A 21,976-nucleotide genomic window follows, 5' to 3' on the forward strand; every position below is an offset into this window, starting at 1 on the left:
AAACCCAGATGAGCTTATCAGCATCAGGATTCCAATCAGTTGATGCGATCTCGCTCAGCAACTCTGGCCTTGATCCACTCTTGGATCTCATTCTCAAGCCAGCGGTGCCAATTGGCTCCAGCCGACTGCCGCCACTTCACGCTCGCGAAATGCATCGTAAAGACTTACTGACTCACCACGTACCATCCACATCCGCGTCATTTGATGCCCCTCTTAAAATCTTATGCATCCATCTGAGAGCAACGGTCTTAGCTCGTTTGGTGAATGTCATGCGTTACTTAAAAACGGGGTGGCGTAACTGAGAAACTCAACATGAGGCACTCTTTGCTCTCGCCACTTGTATGGCTTGGATGGGGGCGTTTCACGGCGTTCACAGACAGTCATTATCAATCGACGCTTGGCCCGTGATACGCCAACAAAGAAAGCGCAACGCTCTTCGTCTGGCTTCCCCCAGAAGGTCTGGTTTTCGACACCTAAGAGAATGACCGAGTCGAACTCCAGGCCCTTGCTCTTGTGCATCGTCATGATGCGTACCGCTTGGTCATCCGAAAAACGCTCAAGTGCCTTGGGCAGATCAGGTTCGATCTTGAGCAATTCTTCGATGCGCATTTTGGTGTCTCGGACAACTTCCTTGAGCCTGTCATAAGACTCATAGTCCGGGGAAAGCGCGCTCAGGGTTTCGATACTAAGTTGCCTCAAGAACGCCCGTGCGGCCTCCCACCAACCTGAAAACGGCACTTCAAGAAGCTCTGCAACGACAGCTTCTTTTCGCTGACGCTTTATCAATCGATCTACATTCTTGCGAGTGCTGGATTGAATTTCATCATCCGCGAAAGGAATCAACTGGTTCATCAACCGAACCCAGGCTTTGGGCTCACGCTGGCCATAAAGACAGGACAAATAATCCACGATCAATCGCGCTGCCGGTTCGACCGTGATGTCCTGCATCTGCTGTTCGTTACGGAAAGGAATACCACGGTCCTCTAGTGCTGCCATGAGATGGTCGGCGTACAGCTCCAACTGCTTGGAAACCAGCACCGCGATTTCGGACGGTGGTAGCTGTTCAACTCTTATCCAGTTGGCAATCAAGTCGGCCAAGCACTCTGCCTCTTTTCGGCTGTCCTCAAATTGCCACGCAAATACCTCACCTCCATCCCCCGCAAGCTGCTCTTCGGACATGGCTGACGCTGGGTCAAGGATACGGATGATCTCGTTTTGCACTCTGAGTAAGCGAGGCTGAGAACGGAAATTGCGGTACATGTTGAGCGGTACCGCTTCGAAGTCAGCAGCGAAGGCTTCAAAGATGCCATCAAGGGCTCCGGCCCAGCCCATAATTTTTTGTTTGGTATCACCGACGGCTGTGAGACGTATGCTGGTGCCCTGAAAGGCTAGCTTTATAAGGTCATACTGCAGATTGGTGCAGTCTTGGAACTCATCCAAAAAAACATCGCTGTAGGTTTGGCGAATGGCGTTACGGGCCACTTTAGACGTCTGCAATATCTTAATAGCCAACGGCACTAGATCGCCGAACGTAATTTGTGTTCGGGATAAACCCACCTTCCTATCGGTGATTGTGTAACCCGCGTCCAGGGCATCATCCCCGGTCAAAACCGGCCGAAATCTATCGATGATGCGCTTGGCAAAGGCATGAAAGGTGAAGCTATCGAAACGTGAGGCCAGATCTGAGCCACAGCGACGCTGAACCCGCTCTTTCAAGTTCTTGCTGGCATCAACTTTGAACGAGATGGCGAGAATCCGCTTGGGATAACGACAAGTGCCAGTGCGCAAAAGAAAATCAGCTCGCTGTGCCAGCATCTCGGTCTTGCCGGCACCTGGTCCAGCGGTCAACGCAAGACAATGCTCCTGTTCCTTGGCTGCGAGTTTGGCATTAGGCTCCAGCGTCAGCCCATCAGCGGGCTGCCAGGCTTCGGTTACGATCACTCCGGCAACTCCGCGAGTTTGGCGATGACGGCGTCCGCCAATCTACTCAGGGATGCAGGCATATCTTCAAGTAAATCTTGGTCGCTCAGTTGAGCAAGTGCACTGATGTGGGCGGCGGGCTTGCTACCAAGTTTGAAGCGTTGATGATAGGTGCCAAACAGCTTAAGTTCGTCTTCGCTATATTGGGATGAGCCGTGATGGCTTTTCCCCAGAACGGCCTTGATAGCATCAGCATCTGGCACCTCTTCCTCAACGCTATAAGCGTCTGGATAGGCGAGAAGCATCGCGAAATCAAGGTCCATAGGAGACGAGAAATACACTTCTCGTTGCTCAAGTAACCCTAAGTAATGTGGGTAGGTTCGAACAGGTTGAGCGTCATCGTTCCACTGTGGAATTCCATGGTCCGCCGGAAGCATCCTGGCAGGAGCATGTGCTGCCAGTTGGTCGTTCACGTACTTGATGCGCCCCCACCCTGCTTGATGGCGGGCCACATCCAAATCTAGCAGCGTTAGATATGGAATCTGCAGGGCTTCCAGCAGACGCCAGAAATGGTTGACATGCCTGCCCCCCAGCGGCGCTATCACGACAGCTGACTCATCAATCGGCGCACCCTTGGCCCGTAATAGGCGCGGCAACACGATCTCTTCACTGTCCCCTTCGCCGAGGACAACTAATCGAGAGAAATAAACTTCGGGAAATGCCTGTACTGCCTCGCGCACGAACTTGTGCGCGTCGTCCGCTTTGTCAGGCAAGTGAATGCAGGTTACGCGCGATTGTCGCGCCTCAGTCAGCCGCAAGTAGCGAATGTGTTCAGGCTCGACTCGCCGGAGCATGGAAGGCGCATGCGTCGCGATGAGGGCTTGGGCATCGCCTTGGCTTGTCATGGCATTCAGTGCGCTGACAATTCTTCCCAAGTAGTGAGGGGAAAGACTGTTCTCAGGCTCTTCAACGGCAATAAGTGTAAAAACCGGGGGGCGCAGCTTGTCTGGATCAAAGGACTTATCTTGCTCAGTTAAAACGGCGCGACCTATGGCCTGCGACGACAGCACGAGTGACAGATAGAGCATCGATTTCTGGCCATCACTCAGCCGAGAATAATCGACCAAGTTTTCGTCATGCCCTGGTGTGAACGAAACGGACATGTGCCGAAGCAGCGCCTCAATCTCAGAGGCAACGAAAGTAATCTTGGGGTCAGCAAAGAAATTGCCTTTGTGCAGCGACGTCCATGCATTTTGCAAATGCACACTGAACGTATTGACTGATGGGTTGGCTGCCAGGCTATCGCTTATGCCGTCTGTAAGCCCCCTAATAACGTCGCGCTCTTTATCCCACTGCACAGCTCGGAGTATCCGCCCAAGCAAAGCATTGGCCCCGTAAGCAATGTGGTCCGCGGGATCACGTCGCGCGGGCAGGTAGTGAACATGAATATGGTTGCGCTCGGTTCGCGGCACCTGCGCCGTGGTAAGGGGCGAACCATCTGGATTGACGTCCAGTACATAAACAAAGGTTTCTTCGATGTCGCCATCGGGCCCCATGGCAGCGCTCAGACGGAAACGCACTCGTGGAACGCCGTCTGGCTCATCTAGGCGCATGTGTCCAAAATGAGGAGCAACCGTGCTGTTGTCTTCGTCTTCGGCCAGTTCTGGGAAAAGAAAATCTGCTTCGATCCAAAGCTGGCGCTCTGCCGGAATCTCCTTTTCATCGAACGGGACATGGAAGTCAGAGCGCTGAATACGGCGCTGGGCCGGATCAAACGCAAACAAGCGACACAGTGCTTGGAGCGCAGCGGTCTTGCCGGAACCATTGGGGCCGATCAAATAGGTGATGGCTACGAGGTCAACATCAGTAGGCCCGGCACCGTAAGACTGAAAACTTGATAGGCGCAGCGTCTGTAGCTTCATAATGCTCGATCATCCTTGTTGTTACAGCTCGCGGAGCGCAGTACACAGCATCTCGCCGACCACGAAAAATGAAAATCAGAAGCCTGTAAGCAAGATTTGAAATGTGATTAGTTATCAGTCATGGCGGGGCACGTTAGACCACGGTAACCTGGCCGTTCATCAGCATGGGCAGTAGCCAATCGCGGAGTTGAGCAAGCTGCAGGTTCTCTTTGATGTTGTTGGCGATCTTCTCGAACGCGGGCTCAACAACCGCAGCGAATTTTTCGATCACATCCACCGTTGGAATTGCCAACTTAGTCAGTTCAATATCATTTGAGACGATGGAGTCGAAGACAGACCCTGAGGATTTAACCTGCAGGTGATGGATTAATTCCTTGGCGAGGAGGAAAAGAAATGTGTGACTGATTCCTGGTTTGGCGCGCAAAGCATAGCAAGACTGATTCATTGCCATATCGACGCCTGCCAGTGTCAGTTTGCCTACAGATCCGCGCGCTGTAATGAAAACAGTATGCTTTCCAAAAAGCTTGGTACTACTGCCTTTAAGGCCTTGCACGGTTATGTAATCTGCCGTCGAAAACTTGAAGCTTTCCCCATCAGCATCAGTTGGGGTAAAGAATGGGATATCCCCCCCCCAATATTCAGCCTTCTTTTTCGTGGGCGTTCCGCCACCAAGCAGGTCAGCAACGGCCAGAATGCTTGAGTCCTCCCACCCACACGGAATAGCCCGTTTTAGCATAGTGCTGTAAACCATCTTACCGCCGGAGGACTTGTAAGGTTTACCGTTGCAGTCGGGGAAGTCGAACTGCACGAACCAGTAGTCGTATAGCGTCTTGGCCATCGCCTCCAGCTCAGAATTAATACGGTTATTACAGTCAATTTTGGCGTCGAGAGCGGAAAGAACAGCTGCAATCTCTTCAGACTTATCAATCAGCGGGATCTCAAGCTCTTTTAGCAAAGGAATTCGTAAGTTACTAACAATTGACCCTGTTTTATCGCTCTGATTTATTTGCCCCTGAACAAACTCAGACAACATTGCGTAAAGAAGGTATTTACTGCCTATTTTCTCTGGATTAGGCTTTATTAGAACCATTCGCTGACCAAGACAACACTCGATGCCGTCGGGAATAACGCAAACCTCACCCATAGGCGCTTCTCGGGTAATGATCAAGTCCCCCGCTTCAGGCTTGGCCCGTAAAGTTCGCTCCTGAAACGTTTCATCATCCGTATAAGAGACACTACCAAGGTCGAGCCTGCCATTTTTAATGTTAAAAGTTCTAACAACAATTTTCCCGCTTTCGCTCCAGATAGGAGTTGAGTGATGGCAGTCGGTTATTGAGAAACAAAGTTTATGCAACGGGGTTGTTTTCCCAGAAAATTTTCTTTTAGTTTTTATTACTTTACTCATATCGCAAACCCGCCAGCTGCTTATTTATCTCCGCCTTGAGACCAGCCGACTCTTCGAAGAGTTTATTCAAATTCTCACTAAAGCCCTTCATCTTGGCTGCGAACTGCACAGGCGTAAGTTCGCTGTATTCGATTTTCACCTCAAAGTACTGCCCGGCGCTGAGGCTATAGTTCTTCGCCGCGATGTCGGCGTAGCTGACTACCACTGCGAAATCTTCCACGGCCTGCTTGCCATTGAATGAAGCAATGATTCGGTCTTCCTCAGCATCTGAAAGAAGGGTTTTCTGATTTTTTCCGTCCTTAACCTTAGTACCGAGGCCTGATGCGTCGATCAGAACTACATCTTCTTTGTTAGTGGCATCAATGAACAGGATTGATACGTTGGTCCCGGTCGTGGCGAAGATGTTGCTGGGCATTGAGACCACGCCAGCCAGCATTCTGTTATCTACCAGGTGCTGACGGATTCTCTTGTCGATGCCGCTTTGCGCACTTGTGAAGCCGGTGGGTACTACTACAGCCGCTTTGCCGCCAGGCTTTAGCGAATGAATGATGTGCTGCAAGAAGAGCTGGTAAATTGCCATCTTGTCGACGGCCTGCTTGGGAATATTTGGTACCCCGGCGAAGAAGCGCTCCTGATGTTCCTTGCTGTCCAGCTCGTTGCGAAAATCGCTGAAGTCCATCTTGAATGGTGGATTGCTGACGATGTAATCGAACTTTTTAAGCGCCTTGCCCTCCCGGTGGTAGGGGTGGAGCATGGTGTTGCCCTGGATGATGTTAGGGATAGAGTGCACCAGGTTGTTTAGAATCAGGTTCAGGCGTAGCAAGCTGGATGACTTTTGTGAGATATCCTGCGAATAAATGCTGCAGCGCTGCTCGCCGATGGCGTGGGCGATGTTCATCAATAGGGTGCCGGAGCCGGCTGAAGGGTCGTAGCAGCTCACGTTCTTGATTTTGCCGCGCACATCCTCCGGGACCAAGATAGAAGCCATGATCTTCGCTACGGAGTGTGGCGTGTAGTACTCGGCGTATTTACCGCCACTGTTGCTGTTGTAGTCTTTGATCAGGTATTCGAATAGCGCGGCGTAGAAGTCGTACTTCTGGGTGAAGATGCGCTCAAAGCTGAACTCCACCAGTTTGTTGATCAGTGCTCGGCAAAAATTGTCGCGTTTGGACGGGTCTGAAATGTATTCGCTGACGCGATCAAACAGCGTGACCTTGGCTCCGCCATCGGTTTTCACCGCGAAGATGTCATTGTTGGTAATGGCGATGTCGCGAAGGGTGTCGTCAAACAACTTGGCGAATTCAGGCTCATTCTGCCGGCCGAACAGATGGGCGAGAAAGTGCTCAGGCTTCAGGCGTGGAGTGTCCGGCCCCAACTGCAATTGCAGCATTTCCAATTCATCCGCGCTAAGACCGGCGATGGCCTGTTCCCAAGTGAGTGCTTGGTTCAACTCGGGACGGATTTTCTTGGCTTCGAAGGTGAACTTGTCGTTGAGAAACTTATAGAGAAAGACCTGGGTGATGATCTTGAACTCATTGCCATCGTTGCCCAGGCCATAGGCTGCACAAATGGCCTTGAGGCTGTCGATCAGTTGGCGGGTGCGTTGCTCAAATTCTTGCGTTACCACGTACGTGTTCCTGTTCGAGTGCCTGAGGCAAATTCATTAATGTATTCGGCCACAACCAGTTGGTTGATGGTGTGGGAGGCGTCCGGAGTGAGCTGGATTTTCTGGCGGTTTTGGAACTCGCCAATCACCAACGGCATCATCATTCGCTCGAAGTAGCTTTCGTTGTTCACAAGCTGGGTGTTCTGCAGCACCTGCTCGTCGGCCTGCTGTTTGACGCCGGAGAGCGCCTCAAACAAGCGGCGTTCTGTTTGGGTGAGACCGCCGCGCTCTTGCAGGCGCTTGTGGATACGAGTGTATTTGGCGTCGCCTTGGTACTTGGCGCGCAGCTGGTTATTCTTCCGGTTGAGCTCTTTGACCTGGCTATGAATCGCGTTGAGCGCGCCGATGTTGGCGGTCATTTCTTCCTGGGTGACTTCGTTGAGTTTCTTCTTCTTGAACAGCCGCTCCAGCTCTTCCCTCAGAGTGATGAACTTGGGGTCTTGCTGGTCGAAATTGTCGGCCAGAGCCTCGCGGGTCTGGCGCAGAGTGTTCTTGAGCTTGTCAGCCAGTACCAGCTCTTCTTCGCGGACCTTGGTGAACATGAACAGCACATCTTCCAGCGCCACGTTGAGCAGGTTGCTGGTGTCTGTGCTGGATTCGATGTTCTCTTTCAGGTTGAGCAGGTCAAGGTGGTTGCAGGTTTCACGGTAGAGCTGGTTGAGCTTCTGGAAATCAAGCTGTTGCAAAAGCGCGTAATCACCCTGCAGACGAATCAGGTTGTAGAGGCTGCGGGCGTCGGCCAGTGCCTTCTTGAGCGCCAGCACCGTGGCTCGATCCTGAATTTGGGTGATCTGCCGCGAAAACTCTTCGGCGTTTTCGATGTTGAAGCTGAATAGGATGTCCTTGATCGCCTCGATTTCCTCGGCGATTTCTTCAGCGGATTTGAACAGATTGGAGTAGTGCTCGACCTCATCGCCCAGCTCTGCCTGCAGCTCGTCGAAATAGGCCTTGTTGGTGGCGTCGAACTCCTTGCGGATATCGGCAAAATCGACCACATAGCCGTAGCGGAAGTCCTTGTAGGTACGATTGACACGGGTGAGCGCCTGCAACAAGTTGTGCGAACGAATCACCCGGCCTAGATAGAGTTTTTTCAGGCGCTTGGCATCGAAGCCGGTGAGCAGCATGTTGTAGACGAACAGCAAGTCGATCTTGCCCGCCTTGAAGTCTTCCACCCATTGCTTACGCTCTTCCTTGCTGCCGACGTCGTGCAGGATCAGTGCGGCGCTTTTGATGCGGTTCTCCTGCTGGCAGCGGACGGCGTAGCTGCCGGGCTTCGCCGCCGAGACCAAAGCTTGTGAGGAGTCCTGCAAGTTGGGGGTGGGCTGGCCCTGCTTGGCATGAACGGCGTTGAAGATCTCGAACATCTGTCGGGCCTGCTCGGCGCTGTCGCAGATCACCATACCGCCGATGCTAGCATCGGCCAACGCACCGCGGCTCTTCTCGAAGTCACGCACGATGTATTCGAGCATTGGCTCGACAAACCTCGGGTGGGCGTAGACGAGCTTGCGATCTATATCACCCTGTTGCAGTTCTACAGCGGCCAGCGCTTCCTGAAGGATCAGTTTGTAGTTGGTGGCAATTTCTTCGCGGATCAGGCGCAGGGTATAGCCGTCGGCGATGGAGGCGTTGTAGTAGTACTTGTGGATGTAGTCGCCGAACAAGGCGCGGGAATTGTAGTCGTCACCCAGCAAGGGGGTGCCGGTAAGGCCAATCTTGATGGCGCTGCGATCCGACTGGCTGAGGTTGGCTAGGAAACTGCCCTGGGGGTTGTAACTACGGTGCACCTCATCAAGGAAGTAGACGCGCTGGATGTTAACGTCGTAGTCCTCGGTACGCACCACGTCCGGGTCATCCTGGAATTTCTGGATGTTGACCACTGTGATCTCGGGTCTGCCGCTGTGGTTGTGCAACACCTGAGTAGCCTTGATATCGCGCGCGAAGGCTTCACGACTGTCGATGCTGTGTACGATCAGCCCACGCCCGGAAAATTCGCGCTGGGCCTGGATGAGCAGATCGAGCCGGTCGACGATGAAATAGAACTTGGGGATGATGCCCTGTCGCTGGAAGTAGTCAGTCAGGAAGCGGGTGTTGTAATAGGCAAGCGCGGTTTTGCCGCTGCCCTGTGTGTGCCAAATGATGCCCTTGTGCACACCGGCATCGAGCTTCTTCTTAATCGCTTTAGTGGCGAAAAGCTGCGGGTAGCGCATGACGTGCTTTTGCAGCCCGTCAGCCTCGTTGACATAGACGAGTGCAAAACGCAGCAGAAAAGCCAGCCGTTGACGGCTGAACAATGACGTGCAAATACGATTCGTCGGTGCGTCGGGATCCTTGTTAGTAAGGAACTCTGGGCTGTGCTTGATGACGTTGAGATTGTTGTCGCGTAGCACCGCGTTTTCGACAGCGTCATCCTCGGAGGCCAGCAGCTCGGCCAGATCCAACGCCTCTTCTTCGCGAAAGTAGTTAAATGTCGGCATGTCATACGAAGGGCTCGCATAGAAGGCACCTTCGATTGGCTGCGGCGAGCCGTCTTCGTACTCCATGTTGTTGGAGAAGACCATCAACTGGGTGATGTTGATGAAGCGGCGGAAGCGCGGATTGCGGCAGCGAGTGACGATACGGTTGCGCTCGGCCAGCACGCCTTCGCGGTTGTTAGGCTTCTTGACCTCGATAAAGGCAAGCGGCATGCCATTGATAAGCAGGGTGATGTCGGGCCGGAACTCATCATCACCATTTCGGCATGGCAGCTCGGTCACAACGTGGAAGCTGTTGTTGTCGAAATTCTCAAAGTCGATCAGGCGAATGCCAGAACGCTCGGTGAGCTGGTCGTAAAAAGCCTGGCCAAGGTCTTCGTTGTCCAGTAAGAGCTTGACCTCCGCCAGCAGGCGGTCGATGTCAGCGGCGTCCACGCCAGGGTTGATCCTGGCCAGCGAAGAACAAAAAAGCGCCGGGAAGATATTGGTTTGCTCATCCCAAGAAGCCCCTTTCAGGGAGAGGTAGCTGTAGCCAAGGCGAACCAGGTGCAAGATGCAAGGGATCTTGACGCGCGAATCTTCACTGAAAACCATCGGATGTGCTCTTCCTTAATGCGTGGATCAGCTCGGGTAGGCACGAGCTGATCCTCCCCGCCCCCTTGATCGATGCTAGCCCCCTATCCTTCTCAAGCCAATCTCAATTGGCAACCAATTGGCAACCAGAGCGGCTATTTTTTAATCACAACGTTAAACTCTCGCCCATAAAAAAATCCAGTCACCGCTAAGTGACTGGATTTTTTAGGGTTTTTTGGTCGGGACGGAGTGATTCGAACACTCGACCCCTTGCACCCCATGCAAGTGCGCTACCGGGCTGCGCTACGCCCCGACTGGGCTTTGAAGCAAATTCTCAATGTTGCTGAGAACGAGAAGAAATTTACCCTAACCTTTTGATTAATGGAAGCTTTTTTTCAAAAAACTTTCCATTCATCGGGTTCGGTTCACTTCTTCAACACCACCAACACATCCTCCAACTCGGCAATCATCTGCCGGATCAGTTGCCTGTACTGGGTAGTGTCATCCTTGGCCTCGTCACTGGAGAGGCGCAGTCGCGCCCCGCCGATGGTGAAGCCCTGGTCATACAGCAGCGCGCGGATCTGGCGGATCATCAGCACGTCTTGGCGCTGGTAATACCGCCGGTTACCGCGGCGCTTGACCGGGTTGAGTTGCGGGAACTCCTGTTCCCAATAACGCAGCACGTGCGGTTTTACCGCACAGAGCTCACTGACCTCACCGATGGTGAAGTAGCGCTTGCCCGGAATGGGGGGCAGCTCGTCGTTATGGCTTGGTTCCAGCATAGGCCTCAACCCGGGCTTTCAGTTTCTGCCCTGGACGAAAGGTGACGACGCGGCGAGCGGTGATCGGGATCTCTTCCCCTGTCTTGGGGTTGCGGCCCGGCCGCTGGCGTTTGTCGCGAAGGTCGAAGTTGCCGAATCCGGACAGCTTGACCTGCTCGTTCTCTTCAAGTGCGTGCCGAATTTCTTCGAAAAACAGCTCGACCAGCTCCTTGGCCTCTCTCTTGTTGAGCCCCAGCTCCTCGTACAGCCTTTCGGCCATCTCAGCTTTCGTCAGAGCACCCATACGCTATTTCCTTAACGTGGTGTTCAACCTTTGTTCAAGCGAGGTGAGGATGTTTTGCAGGGTAGTGTTCACCTCATCGTCGTTAAGAGTGCGCGATGGATGCTGCCAGGTCAAGCCGACGGCCAGGCTTTTTCTATCAGGATCAATGCCTTTACCTTGGTAGACGTCAAACAGCCTGAGGTCTGTGAGCCATTCGCCCGCATTGTCACGAATTACTTCAAGCACGGAGCTAGAAGCAACATCACGTCCTGCGATCAAAGCCAGGTCACGCCTCACTTCTGGGAACTTGGACAGTTCGCTGAACTTCGGCAGGCGGCCTTCGACCACATCGCTCAGTACCAGCTCGAAGACGAACACTGGACGCTCCAGGCCCAGGGTCTTGGCGAGCTCTGGGTGGATAGCGCCGATGTAGCCGACTTCCTTGCCGTCGCGCTCGATGCGGGCGGTCTGGCCAGGGTGCAGGGCTGGGTGCTTGCCGGCGACGAACGTGAAGTCGTCCAGGGCGCCCGAGTAGCCCAGCAGGGCTTCCACGTCGGCTTTCACGTCGAAGAAGTCGAGGCTGTCACGGCCGTTCGCCCAGCCTTCCGGCAGGCGGCTGCCCGTGGCGACGCCGGCGATCATCGGCTGCTGCTTGAGGTCGCCCAGCTGGCCGACGAAGCGCAGGCCGCTTTCGAACAGGCGTACGCGGTCCTGCTGGCGGTTGAGGTTGTGCTGCAGCGCCTTGACCAGGCCCGGCCACAGGGACGCGCGCATGGCGGCCATGTCGCTGGAGATAGGGTTGGCCAGCAGCAGCGGCTCGACGCCCGGGGTGAACAGCTCGAACAGTTTCGGGTCGATGAAGCTGTAGGTGATCGCTTCCTGATAGCCGCGGGCGACCAGCAGGCGGCGCAGGGTCGGCAGCTCGCCACGGGCTTCCGGGCGGGTCTGCGGAGCCAGGCGGGCTTGCGGGTAGCGGACCGGCAGGTTGTTGTAGCCGTACAGGCGGGCCAGCTCTTCGATCAGGTCGACTTCGAGGCTGATGTCGAAGCGGTGGCTTGGGACTTCGACAGTCCACTGCCCTGCCCCATCAGCGCTGGTTTTCAGCTCCAGGGCGTTGAGCAGTTGCTCGACCTGGGCAGCGTCCATGTCCATGCCAAGCATCTGGTTGATACGCTCGGCGCGCAGGGTGACTGGCGCGACCTTCGGCAGGTGCTGCTCGCTCACGGCCTCGACGATGGGGCCGGCTTCGCCGCCGACGATCTCGAGGACCAGGGCGGTGGCGCGCTCCATGGCTTCACGGGCCAGTTGCGAATCGACGCCGCGCTCGTAGCGGTGCGAGGCATCGGTGTGCAGACCGTAGGAACGGGCCTTGCCTGCGACGGAAATCGGCTCGAAGAAGGCGCTTTCCAAGAACAGATCGCGGGTCTTCTCGGTATTCACGCCGCTGTGTTCGCCACCCATGACGCCGGCGATGGCCAGGGCGCGGGTGTGGTCGGCGATGACCAGGGTGTCGGCACGCAGCGCGACTTCCTGGCCGTCCAGCAGGACGAGCTTCTCGCCCTCCTCGGCCATGCGTACGCGGATGCCGCCGTTGATTTCGGCGAGGTCGAAGGCGTGCATCGGCTGGCCGAGTTCGAGCATCACGTAGTTGGTGATGTCGACAGCGGCGTCGATGCTGCGCACGTCGCTACGGCGCAGGCGCTCGACCATCCACAGCGGGGTCGGCTTGCTCAGGTCGACGTTGCGGATGACGCGGCCCAGGTACCGTGGGCAGGCCGCCGGCGCGCAGACTTCAACCGGGCGCACTTCGTCGTGGGCCGGGGCAACGGCAGGCACTTGAGGACGGGTGACCGGCACGTCGTACAGGGCGCTGACGTCGCGGGCCAGGCCTGCGATGGACAGGCAGTCGCCGCGGTTCGGGGTCAGGCCGATTTCGATGCTGGCGTCGTCCAGGTTCAGGTACTGGCGAATGTCTTCGCCGACCGGGGCGTCAGCCGCCAGTTCCAGCAGGCCGTCGTTCTCTTCGCTGATCTGCAGCTCGGCGGCCGAGCACAGCATGCCGAAGGACTCGACGCCGCGCAGCTTGGCCTTCTTGATCTTGAAGTCGCCCGGCAGTTCGGCGCCGATCATGGCGAACGGGATCTTGATGCCTGGGCGCGCGTTTGGAGCGCCGCAGACGACCTGGAAAGTTTCCTGGCCGTTGCTCACCTGGCACACGCGTAGCTTGTCGGCGTCCGGGTGTTGTTCGGTGGCGAGGATCTCGCCCACCACGATGCCGCTGAACTGGCCGGCAGCGGGGGTCACGCTGTCGACTTCAAGGCCGGCCATGGACAGGCGGGCGACCAGTTCGTCACGGGAGACTTGCGGGTTTACCCAACCGCGCAGCCACTGTTCACTGAATTTCATGCTGTTCTCCTAGAAAGTGCGTCGATTGGGCCTAGCGGAATTGGGCGAGGAACCGCAGGTCGTTGTCGAAGAACAGACGCAAATCGTTGACGCCATAGCGCAGCATGGCCAGGCGCTCGGCGCCCATGCCGAAGGCGAAGCCCTGGAACTCTTCCGGGTCGATGCCGGACATGCGCAGCACGTTCGGGTGGACCATGCCGCACCCCATGACTTCGAGCCAGCCGGTCTGCTTGCACACGCGGCAGCCATTGCCGGAGCACATCACGCACTGGATGTCGACTTCAGCCGAAGGCTCGGTGAAGGGGAAGAACGACGGACGGAAGCGTACCGCCAGTTCTTTTTCGAAGAACACGCGCAGGAACTCTTCGATGGTGCCCTTGAGGTCGGCGAAGTTGATGCCGCGATCGACCAGCAGGCCTTCGACCTGGTGGAACATCGGCGAGTGGGTAATGTCCGAATCGCAGCGATAGACGCGGCCCGGGCAGACAATGCGGATCGGCGGCTGGCTGGACTCCATGGTCCGCACCTGCACAGGCGAAGTGTGGGTGCGCAGCAGCATGTTGGCATTGAAGTAGAAGGTGTCGTGCATCGCCCGGGCCGGATGGTGGCCGGGGATGTTGAGCGCTTCGAAGTTGTGGTAGTCGTCTTCGACCTCAGGGCCTTCGGCGATGCCGTAGCCGATGTGGGTGAAGAACTGCTCGATGCGCTCGAGGGTACGGGTGATCGGGTGCAGCCCGCCAGTGGTCTGGCCACGGCCTGGCAGGGTCACGTCGATGCATTCGGCGGCCAGGCGAGCGTTGAGCTCGGCTTCTTCGAAGGCAGCCTTGCGTGCGTTGAGCACGTCGGTGACGCGCTCTTTGGCGTCGTTGATCAGCGCGCCGACTTTCGGGCGCTCTTCGGCTGGCAGGTTGCCCAGGGTCTTCATCACCTGGGTCAGCTCGCCTTTCTTGCCGAGGTATTGGACCCGGATCTGTTCCAGGGTAGTGATGTCTTCAGCGCGTTCCACGGCCTCGAGGGCTTGGGCAACCAGCGCGTCCAGGTTTTCCATGTACAGACTCCAGATACGAAAATAGGGGAAGAGCTTTTGAAGGCTCTTCCCCTATCGATGACGTTTTACACCCGACGACGCAAAGCGCCGCCGGATGATTGTCGTGGGTACTTAAGCCAGGACGGCTTTAGCTTTCTCGACAATCGCAGCAAACGCCGCTTTTTCGTTCACTGCCAGGTCGGCCAGAACCTTGCGGTCGATTTCGATCGACGCTTTCTTCAGGCCAGCGATCAGACGGCTGTAGGACAGACCGTTGGTGCGGGCACCGGCGTTGATACGAGCGATCCACAGAGCGCGGAACTGACGCTTCTTCTGGCGACGGTCACGGTAGGCGTATTGGCCAGCCTTGATGACAGCCTGCTTGGCAACGCGGAATACGCGCGAGCGTGCACCGTAGTAGCCTTTAGCCAGTTTCAGAATTTTCTTGTGACGCTTACGAGCGATGACGCCACGCTTTACACGAGCCATGAGTAACTTCCTCTATCGTTGACCAGAATTAACGTACGCGCAGCATGCGCTCGACTTTTGCCACGTCAGACGGGTGCAGCAGGCTGGCACCGCGCAGTTGACGCTTACGCTTGGTCGACATTTTGGTCAGGATGTGGCTCTTGAAAGCGTGCTTGTGCTTGAAGCCGGAAGCGGTTTTCAGGAAACGCTTCGCAGCACCGCTCTTGGTTTTCATTTTTGGCATGTTGGAACTCCGCATTCGATAAAATTACACATAATCATCAGGCCTGCCGTGCCCGGGAGATTACTTCTTCTTTTTGGGGGCGATGACCATCATAAGCTGGCGTCCTTCCATCTTCGGATGCTGCTCAACGGTGCCGTATTCGGCGAGGTCAGCTTCGACCCGCTTCAACAGCTCCATGCCCAGCTCCTGGTGGGCCATCTCACGGCCGCGGAATCTCAGAGAGATCTTGGCCTTGTCCCCATCGCTAAGGAAACGTACCAGGTTGCGTAGTTTTACCTGGTAATCCCCTTCTTCCGTCCCTGGACGAAACTTGATTTCTTTGATCTGGATCTGCTTCTGGTTTTTCTTGGCTTCGTTGGCCTGCTTCTTCTTCTCGAAGAGGTGCTTGCCGTAGTCCATGACCTTGCAGACAGGCGGTTGCGCGTCTGCAGAGATCTCCACCAGATCCAGCTTCGCTTCATCAGCGATACGCAGCGCTTCATCAATCGAGACGATGCCAATCTGCTCGCCGTCAGCGCCAATTAACCGAACCTCGCGTGCCGAGATATTCTCGTTGATCGGGGCTTTCGGTGCAGTTCGTTTATCGTTTCTCATTTCACGCTTAATAGTCATTACTCCGATTCTAGGCGACCGCGCTGAGCCACGGCGTCAGCGAGCAGTTGGGTGAATTGGGAGACGGGCATGGAGCCCAGGTCTTTGCCATCACGGGTACGCACTGCAACGGTCTGCGTTTCGACTTCGCGGTCCCCTATAACCAGAAGGTATGGGACCTTGAGCAAAGTATGCTCGCGGATTTTAAAGCCGATCTTCTCATTTCTCAAGTCGGACTTGGCACGGAAACCAGCCCCATTGAGGGATTTTTCCACTTCGAGTGCGAAATCGGCCTGCTTGTCGGTGATGTTCATGATCACCGCCTGGGTCGAGGCCAGCCACGCCGGGAATACGCCCGCGTAGTGCTCGATCAGCATGCCGATGAAGCGCTCGAAGGAACCGAGGATCGCACGGTGCAGCATGACCGGGCGCTTACGGTTGTTATCTTCGGCGATATAGCTGGCATCCAGACGCTCCGGCAGGTTCGGATCGTACTGCAGGGTGCCGCACTGCCAGTTACGGCCCAGGCAGTCACGCAGAGTGAATTCGATCTTCGGACCGTAGAAAGCGCCCTCGCCCGGCTGGTATTCCCACTCCAGGCCCGACTCGTTCAGCGCATCGGCCAGGGCGCCTTCGGCGCGGTCCCACAGCTCTTCGGAGCCCACACGCTTGGCGGGACGGGTCGAGAGCTTCATGGCGATGTCGGTGAAACCGAAGTCCTTGTAGACATCCAGGGTCAGCTTGATGAAGTCGGCCGCTTCTTTCTTCACCTGATCTTCGGTGCAGAAGATGTGGGCGTCGTCCTGGGTGAAGCCACGCACACGCATGATGCCGTGCAGGGCGCCGGACGGCTCGTTACGGTGGCAGGCACCGAACTCGGCCAGGCGCAGCGGCAGGTCACGGTAGGACTTCAGGCCTTGGTTGAACACCTGTACGTGGCAAGGGCAGTTCATCGGTTTTACCGCGAAATCGCGACTTTCCGACGAAGTGGTGAACATGTTCTCGGCGTAGTTGGACCAGTGGCCGGAACGCTCCCAGAGGATGCGGTCGACGACCTGCGGCGTCTTGATCTCCAGGTAGCCGTTTTCGCGCTGCACACCACGCATGTACTGCTCGAGCACCTGATAGACGGTCCAGCCGGCCGGGTGCCAGAAGACCATGCCCGGGGCTTCTTCCTGCAGGTGGAAGAGATCCAGCTGCTTGCCGATCTTGCGGTGGTCGCGCTTTTCGGCTTCTTCGATGCGCTGGATGTAGGCAGCCAGTTGCTTCTTGTCAGCCCAGGCGGTGCCGTACACGCGCTGCAGCTGCTCGTTCTTGGCATCGCCGCGCCAGTAGGCGCCAGACAGCTTGGTCAGCTTGAAGGCCTTGAGGAAACGGGTGTTCGGCACGTGCGGGCCACGGCACATGTCGACATATTCTTCGTGGTAGTACAGGCCCATGGCCTGTTCGTCCGGCATGTCCTCGACCAGGCGCAGCTTGTAGTCTTCACCACGGCTCTTGAACACGTCGATGACTTCGGCGCGCGGGGTCATCTTCTTGATGACGTCGTAGTCCTTGTCGATCAGCTGTTGCATGCGCTGTTCGATGGCGGCCATGTCTTCTGGGGTGAAGGGGCGCTCGTAGGCGATGTCGTAGTAGAAGCCTTCGTCGATCACCGGGCCGATCACCATCTTGGCGGTCGGGTACAGCTGTTTCACTGCGTGGCCGACCAAGTGGGCGCACGAGTGACGGATGATCTCCAGTCCCTCTTCATCTTTAGGGGTGATGATCTGCAGCGTGGCGTCATTCTCGATCAGGTCGCAGGCGTCGACCAGCTTGCCATCGACCTTGCCGGCCAGCGTGGCCTTGGCGAGGCCCGCGCCAATGGAGGCGGCAACTTCGGCAACGGTGACGGCCTTGTCGAACGTACGTTGACTGCCATCGGGAAGAGTAATTACGGGCATGGCGCCTCCTCTCCTAGTGGTGACCCCTACCAAAGGTCACATGGGTTGGGATGAGCCAGTACAAGATCCGACCTGCCTTTCCCGCGGGAAAGCCTGCCTCACAGTGGCAGGAGCCTTTCGGCCAACCAGGGACGAACCAGAGTGACTGGAAAGAAAAATGGAAAACAGCTGCCAGGGTGCAGCTGCAAGCCGAGCATGCTAGCACGCGGCTTGGGCGGCAGGCAGAAATATTTGGAAATTAAGCCGTCTGGGTGAACTTGTTCGGAAAATTCCACCTCAGAGTTTCTGAAGCATCCTACTCTTGATGAGATCCAACCCAAGGAGTGTGTGGTTATGCGACTTCAGTCTCTTCTGGCCCTGACCGCCGCCAGCGCCCTGCTGCTGCCCCTGGCGGCACATGCCGAGTGGCCTGCCGGCAAGAAAGGCGCCTACATGGAGCAGTGCGTCCAGGTGGCGTCGGCTCAAGGTGTCGATGCGAAAACGGCGGACCAGCACTGCAAGTGCGGCGCTGATGCGATCGAGAAGAACTTCACCAAGGCGGAAATCGAAGACCTGGACAGCAAGGACGGTGTCGACGCCAAGCTGATGCAGCGGGCGCAAACCGTGGTACGTCAGGCCTGCGCACCTAAGAGCTGAGCCTTTTTGCGGGGCGATGCACGCATTATTTGCCGTGGATCAGTATCCTGCGAAGGTAACAGGCGCTAGATACGCAGAATTAGACTATGATGTCGCCGGTGCTGCGTAGCCTCGGCAACATCGCACCTCGAAAAAAAACCATGTTTCTGGAGATTCACCCCATGTCCAATCGCCAAAACGGCACCGTCAAATGGTTCAATGATGAAAAAGGCTACGGCTTCATCACCCCAGCAGGCGGCGGCGACGACCTGTTCGTACACTTCAAGGCCATCGAAACCGACGGCTTCAAGAGCCTGAAAGAAGGCCAGTCCGTTTCCTTCGTTGCCGAACGCGGTCAGAAGGGCATGCAGGCTGCGCAGGTTCGTCCGGAGTAATTCGGATACGAATACAAAAAACCCGCCTTCATGGCGGGTTTTTTGTGGGTGTTCGCTTTTGTCGCAGGCGAAACCTCAACCGCAGTTAACGCGGGTCACCACGCCTTTGTCATCGACGTTCAGGTTCAGCCGCTCGGAGCGGTATTCCAGGGTGATTACATCGTGGGGCTTGAGGATACGTGCCAGTTGCGAACCGCTGGCCTTGCGTGCCTGCTCCAGCAGCGCCGGGGTGGCCTGTTTGCCGATGGTGAAGTCGGCACCGCTGGCCTCGCAGCGACCGCCGTTATCGGCCGAGGTGCCTGGGGCCTTGTCGCCACCGCTGGAAGAACCGCCTGTGCTGCAACCTGCCAGGACTGCAGCCGCCAGCAAGGTCGCCAGGTAAGCACGGGTACGGAACATGAATCCTCCTAATCATCATGGGAACTGTCTCATGCGACAGCTCCGCTCAACTTTTGTTGCAAAACCGGGCAAGTCTGCCTGAACCGGCCCCTGATGGCGAAAGGGAATCGTGACTGGATTTTGCGCCGTACGCCTGGCGGTTTATTCGCCAGCGGTCGTGCGACGAATGCAAAGGCATGATTTACTGCAACAACCGGAGCGCAGCACGCCTCCCTTCGAACGCCAGGGTCCGGTGTTCGACCCTTAGCCCAGGCTTGCCACGAGAGCCTCCCATGAGCAGCCACAGCATCGACGCCGACATCAAGGTCAAATGGGCCGAGGGCCAGAGCGCCTACAGCCCCAGCACCCCCGAAGAACTGCTGCTGATCGCCATCGACTTGTTGGTCCGCGACCGCGGCAGCGAAGCAGCGCGCAGCTTCATCGAGCAGGTGTTCGAGCGCTACGCCCCGCACGCCGCTATTGCAATCGAGCCAAGCGCTCGCTGAGCAGGTCGAAAAAGCCCTGGGCATCGCCCTCGTTCAGCCACAGCACATTGGCCGGACGCTTGAGCACCGCGTACCAGTCAACGACGGTCTGGCCAAAGGTCGGGCCTTCACGGCTGTCGACCTCCAGGTGGGCCCGCCTGCCGCTGAACAGCTCGGGCTTGATCAGGTAGGCGATGACACTGGCATCGTGCACCGGGCCTCCGGGCATCCCGTGCAGGTCCATGTCGTGCTTGACGTAGGCGTCGAGGATATCCACCACACGCTGGCTGGCCTGATTGTTGATGGCTGCCAACTGCTTGAAGCGCGCTTCACTGGTGATCACCTTGTGGGTCAGGTCCAGGGGCACGTAGGTCAGCTTGACGCCGCTGGCCAGCACCACCTGCGCAGCATGGGGGTCGGCGTAGAGGTTGAACTCGGCCACCGGGGTGATGTTGCCGCCATTGAAGTGAGCACCACCCATTACCACCACTTCCTTGATGCCTTTGGCGATCTCGGGCTTCTGGATCAACGCCAGGGCCAGGTTGGTCTGCGGACCGAGCATGGCCAGGGTGATGCTGTGAGGCTCGGCGTGGGACAGCGTATCGACCAGGTACTGCACGGCATTGCCCTGGGCCAGGCCCTGTTTGGGCTCGTGGACCTTCACCCCTTCCAGGCCCTCCCGACCATGGATATCGTCAGCGTAGATCGGCTTGCGCACCAGCGGGCGCCCTGCCCCGGCGTAGACCGGGATGTCTTCGCGCCCAACCCATTCCCGCGCGAGGCGAGCGTTGCGTGAGGTCTTGTCCAGACGCACGTTGCCGGCCACGGTGGTGATGGCGCGGATGTTCAAGTCCTCGGGCGAGGCCATGGCGAGCAGCAGCGCGACGACGTCGTCGGCACCCGGGTCGGTGTCGATGATCACATCCCGCGTAGCGGCCTGGAGGGAGGTGGTGGCCACGGCTGACATGAGGACGACTCCTTTGAGGAGGTGTTTGAACATAGGGCACTCCTTGTTGCCTTCGATAGTGGGGCCGCGTTGCGGCCTTTCGTGGGTAAACCCGCTCCCACAGGGTTCGGCGCAGGACCGGGTTTACCCGCGAGTGGGCCTTGACCTCAGAACGTGACACCCGCCACTAGCGCGATGTTGCTGTAGGGTTTGCACTCCCCGGTTCGCACCACGGCCTTGGCCTGGCGGCACAACTCTTTGAACGCTTGATGGCTCAGCAGCTCGCGCACGCCCAGCTGTCCTTGCAGCCCCTGTACCTGCGCCAAGGCTGGCGGCGCTACCTCGAGCATCTGCTCGGCCAGCACATGCCGCTCCACTTGCATCTCCTCCAGCACCGCCTGCAACACACTGGCGAAATCCGGCACACCGGGGGTCACGGCCAGATCGATCAGTTCTACGCCCGGCGGCACCGGCAGCCCGGCATCGCCGATCACCAGGATGTCACCATGGCCCAGCCCGGCGACCACCCTGGACAACGCCACGTTCAACAATCCGGTCTTCTTCATGGCGCAAGCTCCGCCAAATAGGGAATCGAAGGCTGGGCGCCCACGCGGGTCACCGACAACGCCGCGGCCCGCTGGCCGAAGGCGATGGCCTCGCCCTCCTCCAATCCACGCACCAGGCCGGCAGCGAAGCCGCCGATGAAGGTATCCCCTGCCGCGGTGGTATCCACGGGCTTGACCACCGGGGCGGGAAAATGCCGGCTATCCGCAGGGCTGACGAACAACGCACCCTGCGCCCCCAGCGTGACGATCACCTTGCCCGCGCCCAGCTGCAACAGCCGTTCACCGGCGCGGCGTGCACTGTCGATGTCGGTCACCGGCAGCCCGGTCAAGGCTTCGGCCTCGCTCTCGTTGGGCGTGAGGTAATCGATATCGGCGAACCAGTCCGACGGCAGCGGGCCGGTGGCAGGCGCGGGGTTGAGGATCACTGTCTTACCCAGTTCACGCCCACGGGCCAGCGTCCAGGCCACCGTGGTCATGGGCACTTCCAGCTGGCAGATGATCACCTCGGCCGCTTGCAACAGAGCGTCGTAACGCTGCACGGACGCCGGCGTCAGCTGGCCGTTGCCGCCGGGGATGATGACGATGGAGTTCTGGCTGGCGGCATCGACCATGATCAGCGCCACGCCGCTGGAGACGCCTGGGCATACGCCCACCGCTTGGCAATCGATGCCCTCATGCTCCAGGGCCTTGCGCAGTTGCTGGCCATAGGCGTCGTCGCCCACGTTGCCGACCATGGCCACGCTGGCCCCAAGCCGAGCCACGGCCACCGCCTGGTTGGCACCCTTGCCGCCGGGCACGGTGAAGAAGCTGTCGCCGGCCAGCGTCTCGCCGGGCCGGGGCAAACGCTGGGTGCGGGCCACCAAGTCCATGTTGAGACTGCCGACCACCACGACCTTGGCGCTCATGGTCAC

20 protein-coding genes and 1 tRNA gene are annotated in these 21,976 nt (G+C 57.4%); 3 read left to right on the forward strand and 18 right to left on the reverse strand.

Annotated elements, in window-relative coordinates:
- Nucleotides 1–267: 267 nt before the first annotated feature.
- From R6G97_RS17660 to thrS, 14 genes are all read right to left on the reverse strand, one after another.
- Complete coding sequence (locus R6G97_RS17660) at nt 268–1,941, reverse strand: ATP-dependent helicase (protein WP_317847292.1); 1,674 nt, start codon at nt 1,939–1,941, stop codon at nt 268–270.
- Complete coding sequence (locus R6G97_RS17665; RefSeq protein ID WP_317847293.1) at nt 1,938–3,842, reverse strand: AAA family ATPase; 1,905 nt, start codon at nt 3,840–3,842, stop codon at nt 1,938–1,940. Before R6G97_RS17665 ends, R6G97_RS17660 begins: the two co-directional genes overlap by 4 nt.
- Nucleotides 3,843–3,975: 133 nt before the next feature.
- The gene (locus tag R6G97_RS17670) at nt 3,976–5,247 is read right to left on the reverse strand and encodes a restriction endonuclease subunit S (RefSeq protein ID WP_317847294.1); all 1,272 of its coding nucleotides are present in this window, start codon (nt 5,245–5,247) and stop codon (nt 3,976–3,978) included.
- Complete coding sequence (locus tag R6G97_RS17675) at nt 5,240–6,874, reverse strand: HsdM family class I SAM-dependent methyltransferase (protein ID WP_317847295.1); 1,635 nt, start codon at nt 6,872–6,874, stop codon at nt 5,240–5,242. The genes R6G97_RS17670 and R6G97_RS17675 overlap by 8 nt, the downstream gene beginning before the upstream one ends.
- Nucleotides 6,868–9,978, reverse strand: a complete 3,111-nt coding sequence (locus tag R6G97_RS17680) for a type I restriction endonuclease subunit R (protein WP_317847296.1) — start codon at nt 9,976–9,978, stop codon at nt 6,868–6,870. The genes R6G97_RS17675 and R6G97_RS17680 overlap by 7 nt, the downstream gene beginning before the upstream one ends.
- 215 nt (nt 9,979–10,193) lie before the next feature.
- Nucleotides 10,194–10,270 (reverse strand) — tRNA-Pro (locus R6G97_RS17685).
- Nucleotides 10,271–10,382: 112 nt separating this feature from the next.
- The gene (locus R6G97_RS17690; protein ID WP_317847297.1) at nt 10,383–10,739 is read right to left on the reverse strand and encodes a MerR family transcriptional regulator; all 357 of its coding nucleotides are present in this window, start codon (nt 10,737–10,739) and stop codon (nt 10,383–10,385) included.
- On the reverse strand, nt 10,720–11,022 hold the full coding sequence (gene ihfA / locus R6G97_RS17695; RefSeq protein ID WP_003250679.1) for an integration host factor subunit alpha: 303 nt from the start codon (nt 11,020–11,022) through the stop codon (nt 10,720–10,722). The genes R6G97_RS17690 and ihfA overlap by 20 nt, the downstream gene beginning before the upstream one ends.
- 3 nt (nt 11,023–11,025) lie before the next feature.
- Entirely contained in the window at nt 11,026–13,407 is a 2,382-nt protein-coding gene (pheT, locus tag R6G97_RS17700; RefSeq protein WP_102081999.1) for a phenylalanine--tRNA ligase subunit beta, read from the reverse strand.
- Nucleotides 13,408–13,438: 31 nt separating this feature from the next.
- Complete coding sequence (gene pheS / locus R6G97_RS17705; protein WP_043215859.1) at nt 13,439–14,455, reverse strand: phenylalanine--tRNA ligase subunit alpha; 1,017 nt, start codon at nt 14,453–14,455, stop codon at nt 13,439–13,441.
- A gap of 111 nt (nt 14,456–14,566) precedes the next feature.
- Nucleotides 14,567–14,923, reverse strand: a complete 357-nt coding sequence (gene rplT / locus R6G97_RS17710; RefSeq protein ID WP_003250671.1) for a 50S ribosomal protein L20 — start codon at nt 14,921–14,923, stop codon at nt 14,567–14,569.
- Nucleotides 14,924–14,951: 28 nt separating this feature from the next.
- Nucleotides 14,952–15,146 (reverse strand): 50S ribosomal protein L35, encoded by a 195-nt coding sequence (rpmI, locus tag R6G97_RS17715; protein ID WP_003250667.1) that lies wholly within the window; start codon nt 15,144–15,146, stop codon nt 14,952–14,954.
- A gap of 60 nt (nt 15,147–15,206) precedes the next feature.
- Complete coding sequence (infC, locus tag R6G97_RS17720) at nt 15,207–15,758, reverse strand: translation initiation factor IF-3 (protein WP_170831750.1); 552 nt, start codon at nt 15,756–15,758, stop codon at nt 15,207–15,209.
- The gene (gene thrS / locus R6G97_RS17725; RefSeq protein ID WP_317847298.1) at nt 15,758–17,680 is read right to left on the reverse strand and encodes a threonine--tRNA ligase; all 1,923 of its coding nucleotides are present in this window, start codon (nt 17,678–17,680) and stop codon (nt 15,758–15,760) included. Before thrS ends, infC begins: the two co-directional genes overlap by 1 nt.
- A gap of 333 nt (nt 17,681–18,013) precedes the next feature.
- Between thrS and R6G97_RS17730 the strand changes: the two genes are divergently transcribed.
- Nucleotides 18,014–18,316, forward strand: coding sequence for a hypothetical protein (locus R6G97_RS17730; protein ID WP_043215857.1), 303 nt, complete (start codon nt 18,014–18,016; stop codon nt 18,314–18,316).
- A gap of 161 nt (nt 18,317–18,477) precedes the next feature.
- Nucleotides 18,478–18,690, forward strand: a complete 213-nt coding sequence (locus tag R6G97_RS17735; protein WP_070091905.1) for a cold-shock protein — start codon at nt 18,478–18,480, stop codon at nt 18,688–18,690.
- Between the two features lie 75 nt (nt 18,691–18,765).
- Here the strand turns inward: R6G97_RS17735 and R6G97_RS17740 are convergent, their stop codons facing one another.
- Complete coding sequence (locus tag R6G97_RS17740) at nt 18,766–19,089, reverse strand: I78 family peptidase inhibitor (protein ID WP_070571896.1); 324 nt, start codon at nt 19,087–19,089, stop codon at nt 18,766–18,768.
- Nucleotides 19,090–19,361: 272 nt separating this feature from the next.
- On the opposite strand from R6G97_RS17740, the gene R6G97_RS17745 reads away from it, so the two are divergent.
- A complete protein-coding gene (locus R6G97_RS17745) occupies nt 19,362–19,574 on the forward strand; it encodes a hypothetical protein (RefSeq protein WP_043214792.1) in 213 nt (70 codons plus the stop codon).
- On the opposite strand, the gene R6G97_RS17750 is transcribed toward R6G97_RS17745, so the two are convergent.
- The 3 genes from R6G97_RS17750 to rbsK form a co-directional block, all read right to left on the reverse strand.
- On the reverse strand, nt 19,546–20,553 hold the full coding sequence (locus R6G97_RS17750) for a nucleoside hydrolase (protein WP_317847299.1): 1,008 nt from the start codon (nt 20,551–20,553) through the stop codon (nt 19,546–19,548). The genes R6G97_RS17745 and R6G97_RS17750 overlap by 29 nt on opposite strands.
- A gap of 113 nt (nt 20,554–20,666) precedes the next feature.
- Entirely contained in the window at nt 20,667–21,065 is a 399-nt protein-coding gene (gene rbsD, locus R6G97_RS17755) for a D-ribose pyranase (RefSeq protein ID WP_090345621.1), read from the reverse strand.
- On the reverse strand, nt 21,062–21,970 hold the full coding sequence (rbsK, locus tag R6G97_RS17760; RefSeq protein WP_090345620.1) for a ribokinase: 909 nt from the start codon (nt 21,968–21,970) through the stop codon (nt 21,062–21,064). Before rbsK ends, rbsD begins: the two co-directional genes overlap by 4 nt.
- Between the last annotated feature and the right edge of the window lie 6 nt (nt 21,971–21,976).

This window comes from Pseudomonas sp. HTZ2 (assembly GCF_033173945.1).
Classification (GTDB): Bacteria; Pseudomonadota; Gammaproteobacteria; order Pseudomonadales; family Pseudomonadaceae; genus Aquipseudomonas; species Aquipseudomonas guariconensis.

Excerpts from the sequence above, each read along its gene's own strand:
- R6G97_RS17665 (WP_317847293.1), bottom strand. The coding sequence starts at position 3,842 with ATGAAGCTACAGACGCTGCGCCTATCAAGTTTTCAGTCTTACGGTGCC.
- R6G97_RS17670 (WP_317847294.1), bottom strand. The coding sequence starts at position 5,247 with ATGAGTAAAGTAATAAAAACTAAAAGAAAATTTTCTGGGAAAACAACC.
- R6G97_RS17680 (WP_317847296.1), bottom strand. The coding sequence starts at position 9,978 with ATGGTTTTCAGTGAAGATTCGCGCGTCAAGATCCCTTGCATCTTGCAC.
- R6G97_RS17690 (WP_317847297.1), bottom strand. The coding sequence starts at position 10,739 with ATGCTGGAACCAAGCCATAACGACGAGCTGCCCCCCATTCCGGGCAAG.
- ihfA (WP_003250679.1), bottom strand. The coding sequence starts at position 11,022 with ATGGGTGCTCTGACGAAAGCTGAGATGGCCGAAAGGCTGTACGAGGAG.
- pheT (WP_102081999.1), bottom strand. The coding sequence starts at position 13,407 with ATGAAATTCAGTGAACAGTGGCTGCGCGGTTGGGTAAACCCGCAAGTC.
- pheS (WP_043215859.1), bottom strand. The coding sequence starts at position 14,455 with ATGGAAAACCTGGACGCGCTGGTTGCCCAAGCCCTCGAGGCCGTGGAA.
- rplT (WP_003250671.1), bottom strand. The coding sequence starts at position 14,923 with ATGGCTCGTGTAAAGCGTGGCGTCATCGCTCGTAAGCGTCACAAGAAA.
- rpmI (WP_003250667.1), bottom strand. The coding sequence starts at position 15,146 with ATGCCAAAAATGAAAACCAAGAGCGGTGCTGCGAAGCGTTTCCTGAAA.
- infC (WP_170831750.1), bottom strand. The coding sequence starts at position 15,758 with ATGACTATTAAGCGTGAAATGAGAAACGATAAACGAACTGCACCGAAA.
- thrS (WP_317847298.1), bottom strand. The coding sequence starts at position 17,680 with ATGCCCGTAATTACTCTTCCCGATGGCAGTCAACGTACGTTCGACAAG.
- R6G97_RS17730 (WP_043215857.1), top strand. The coding sequence starts at position 18,014 with ATGCGACTTCAGTCTCTTCTGGCCCTGACCGCCGCCAGCGCCCTGCTG.
- R6G97_RS17735 (WP_070091905.1), top strand. The coding sequence starts at position 18,478 with ATGTCCAATCGCCAAAACGGCACCGTCAAATGGTTCAATGATGAAAAA.
- R6G97_RS17740 (WP_070571896.1), bottom strand. The coding sequence starts at position 19,089 with ATGTTCCGTACCCGTGCTTACCTGGCGACCTTGCTGGCGGCTGCAGTC.
- R6G97_RS17745 (WP_043214792.1), top strand. The coding sequence starts at position 19,362 with ATGAGCAGCCACAGCATCGACGCCGACATCAAGGTCAAATGGGCCGAG.
- R6G97_RS17750 (WP_317847299.1), bottom strand. The coding sequence starts at position 20,553 with ATGTTCAAACACCTCCTCAAAGGAGTCGTCCTCATGTCAGCCGTGGCC.
- rbsD (WP_090345621.1), bottom strand. The coding sequence starts at position 21,065 with ATGAAGAAGACCGGATTGTTGAACGTGGCGTTGTCCAGGGTGGTCGCC.
- rbsK (WP_090345620.1), bottom strand. The coding sequence starts at position 21,970 with ATGAGCGCCAAGGTCGTGGTGGTCGGCAGTCTCAACATGGACTTGGTG.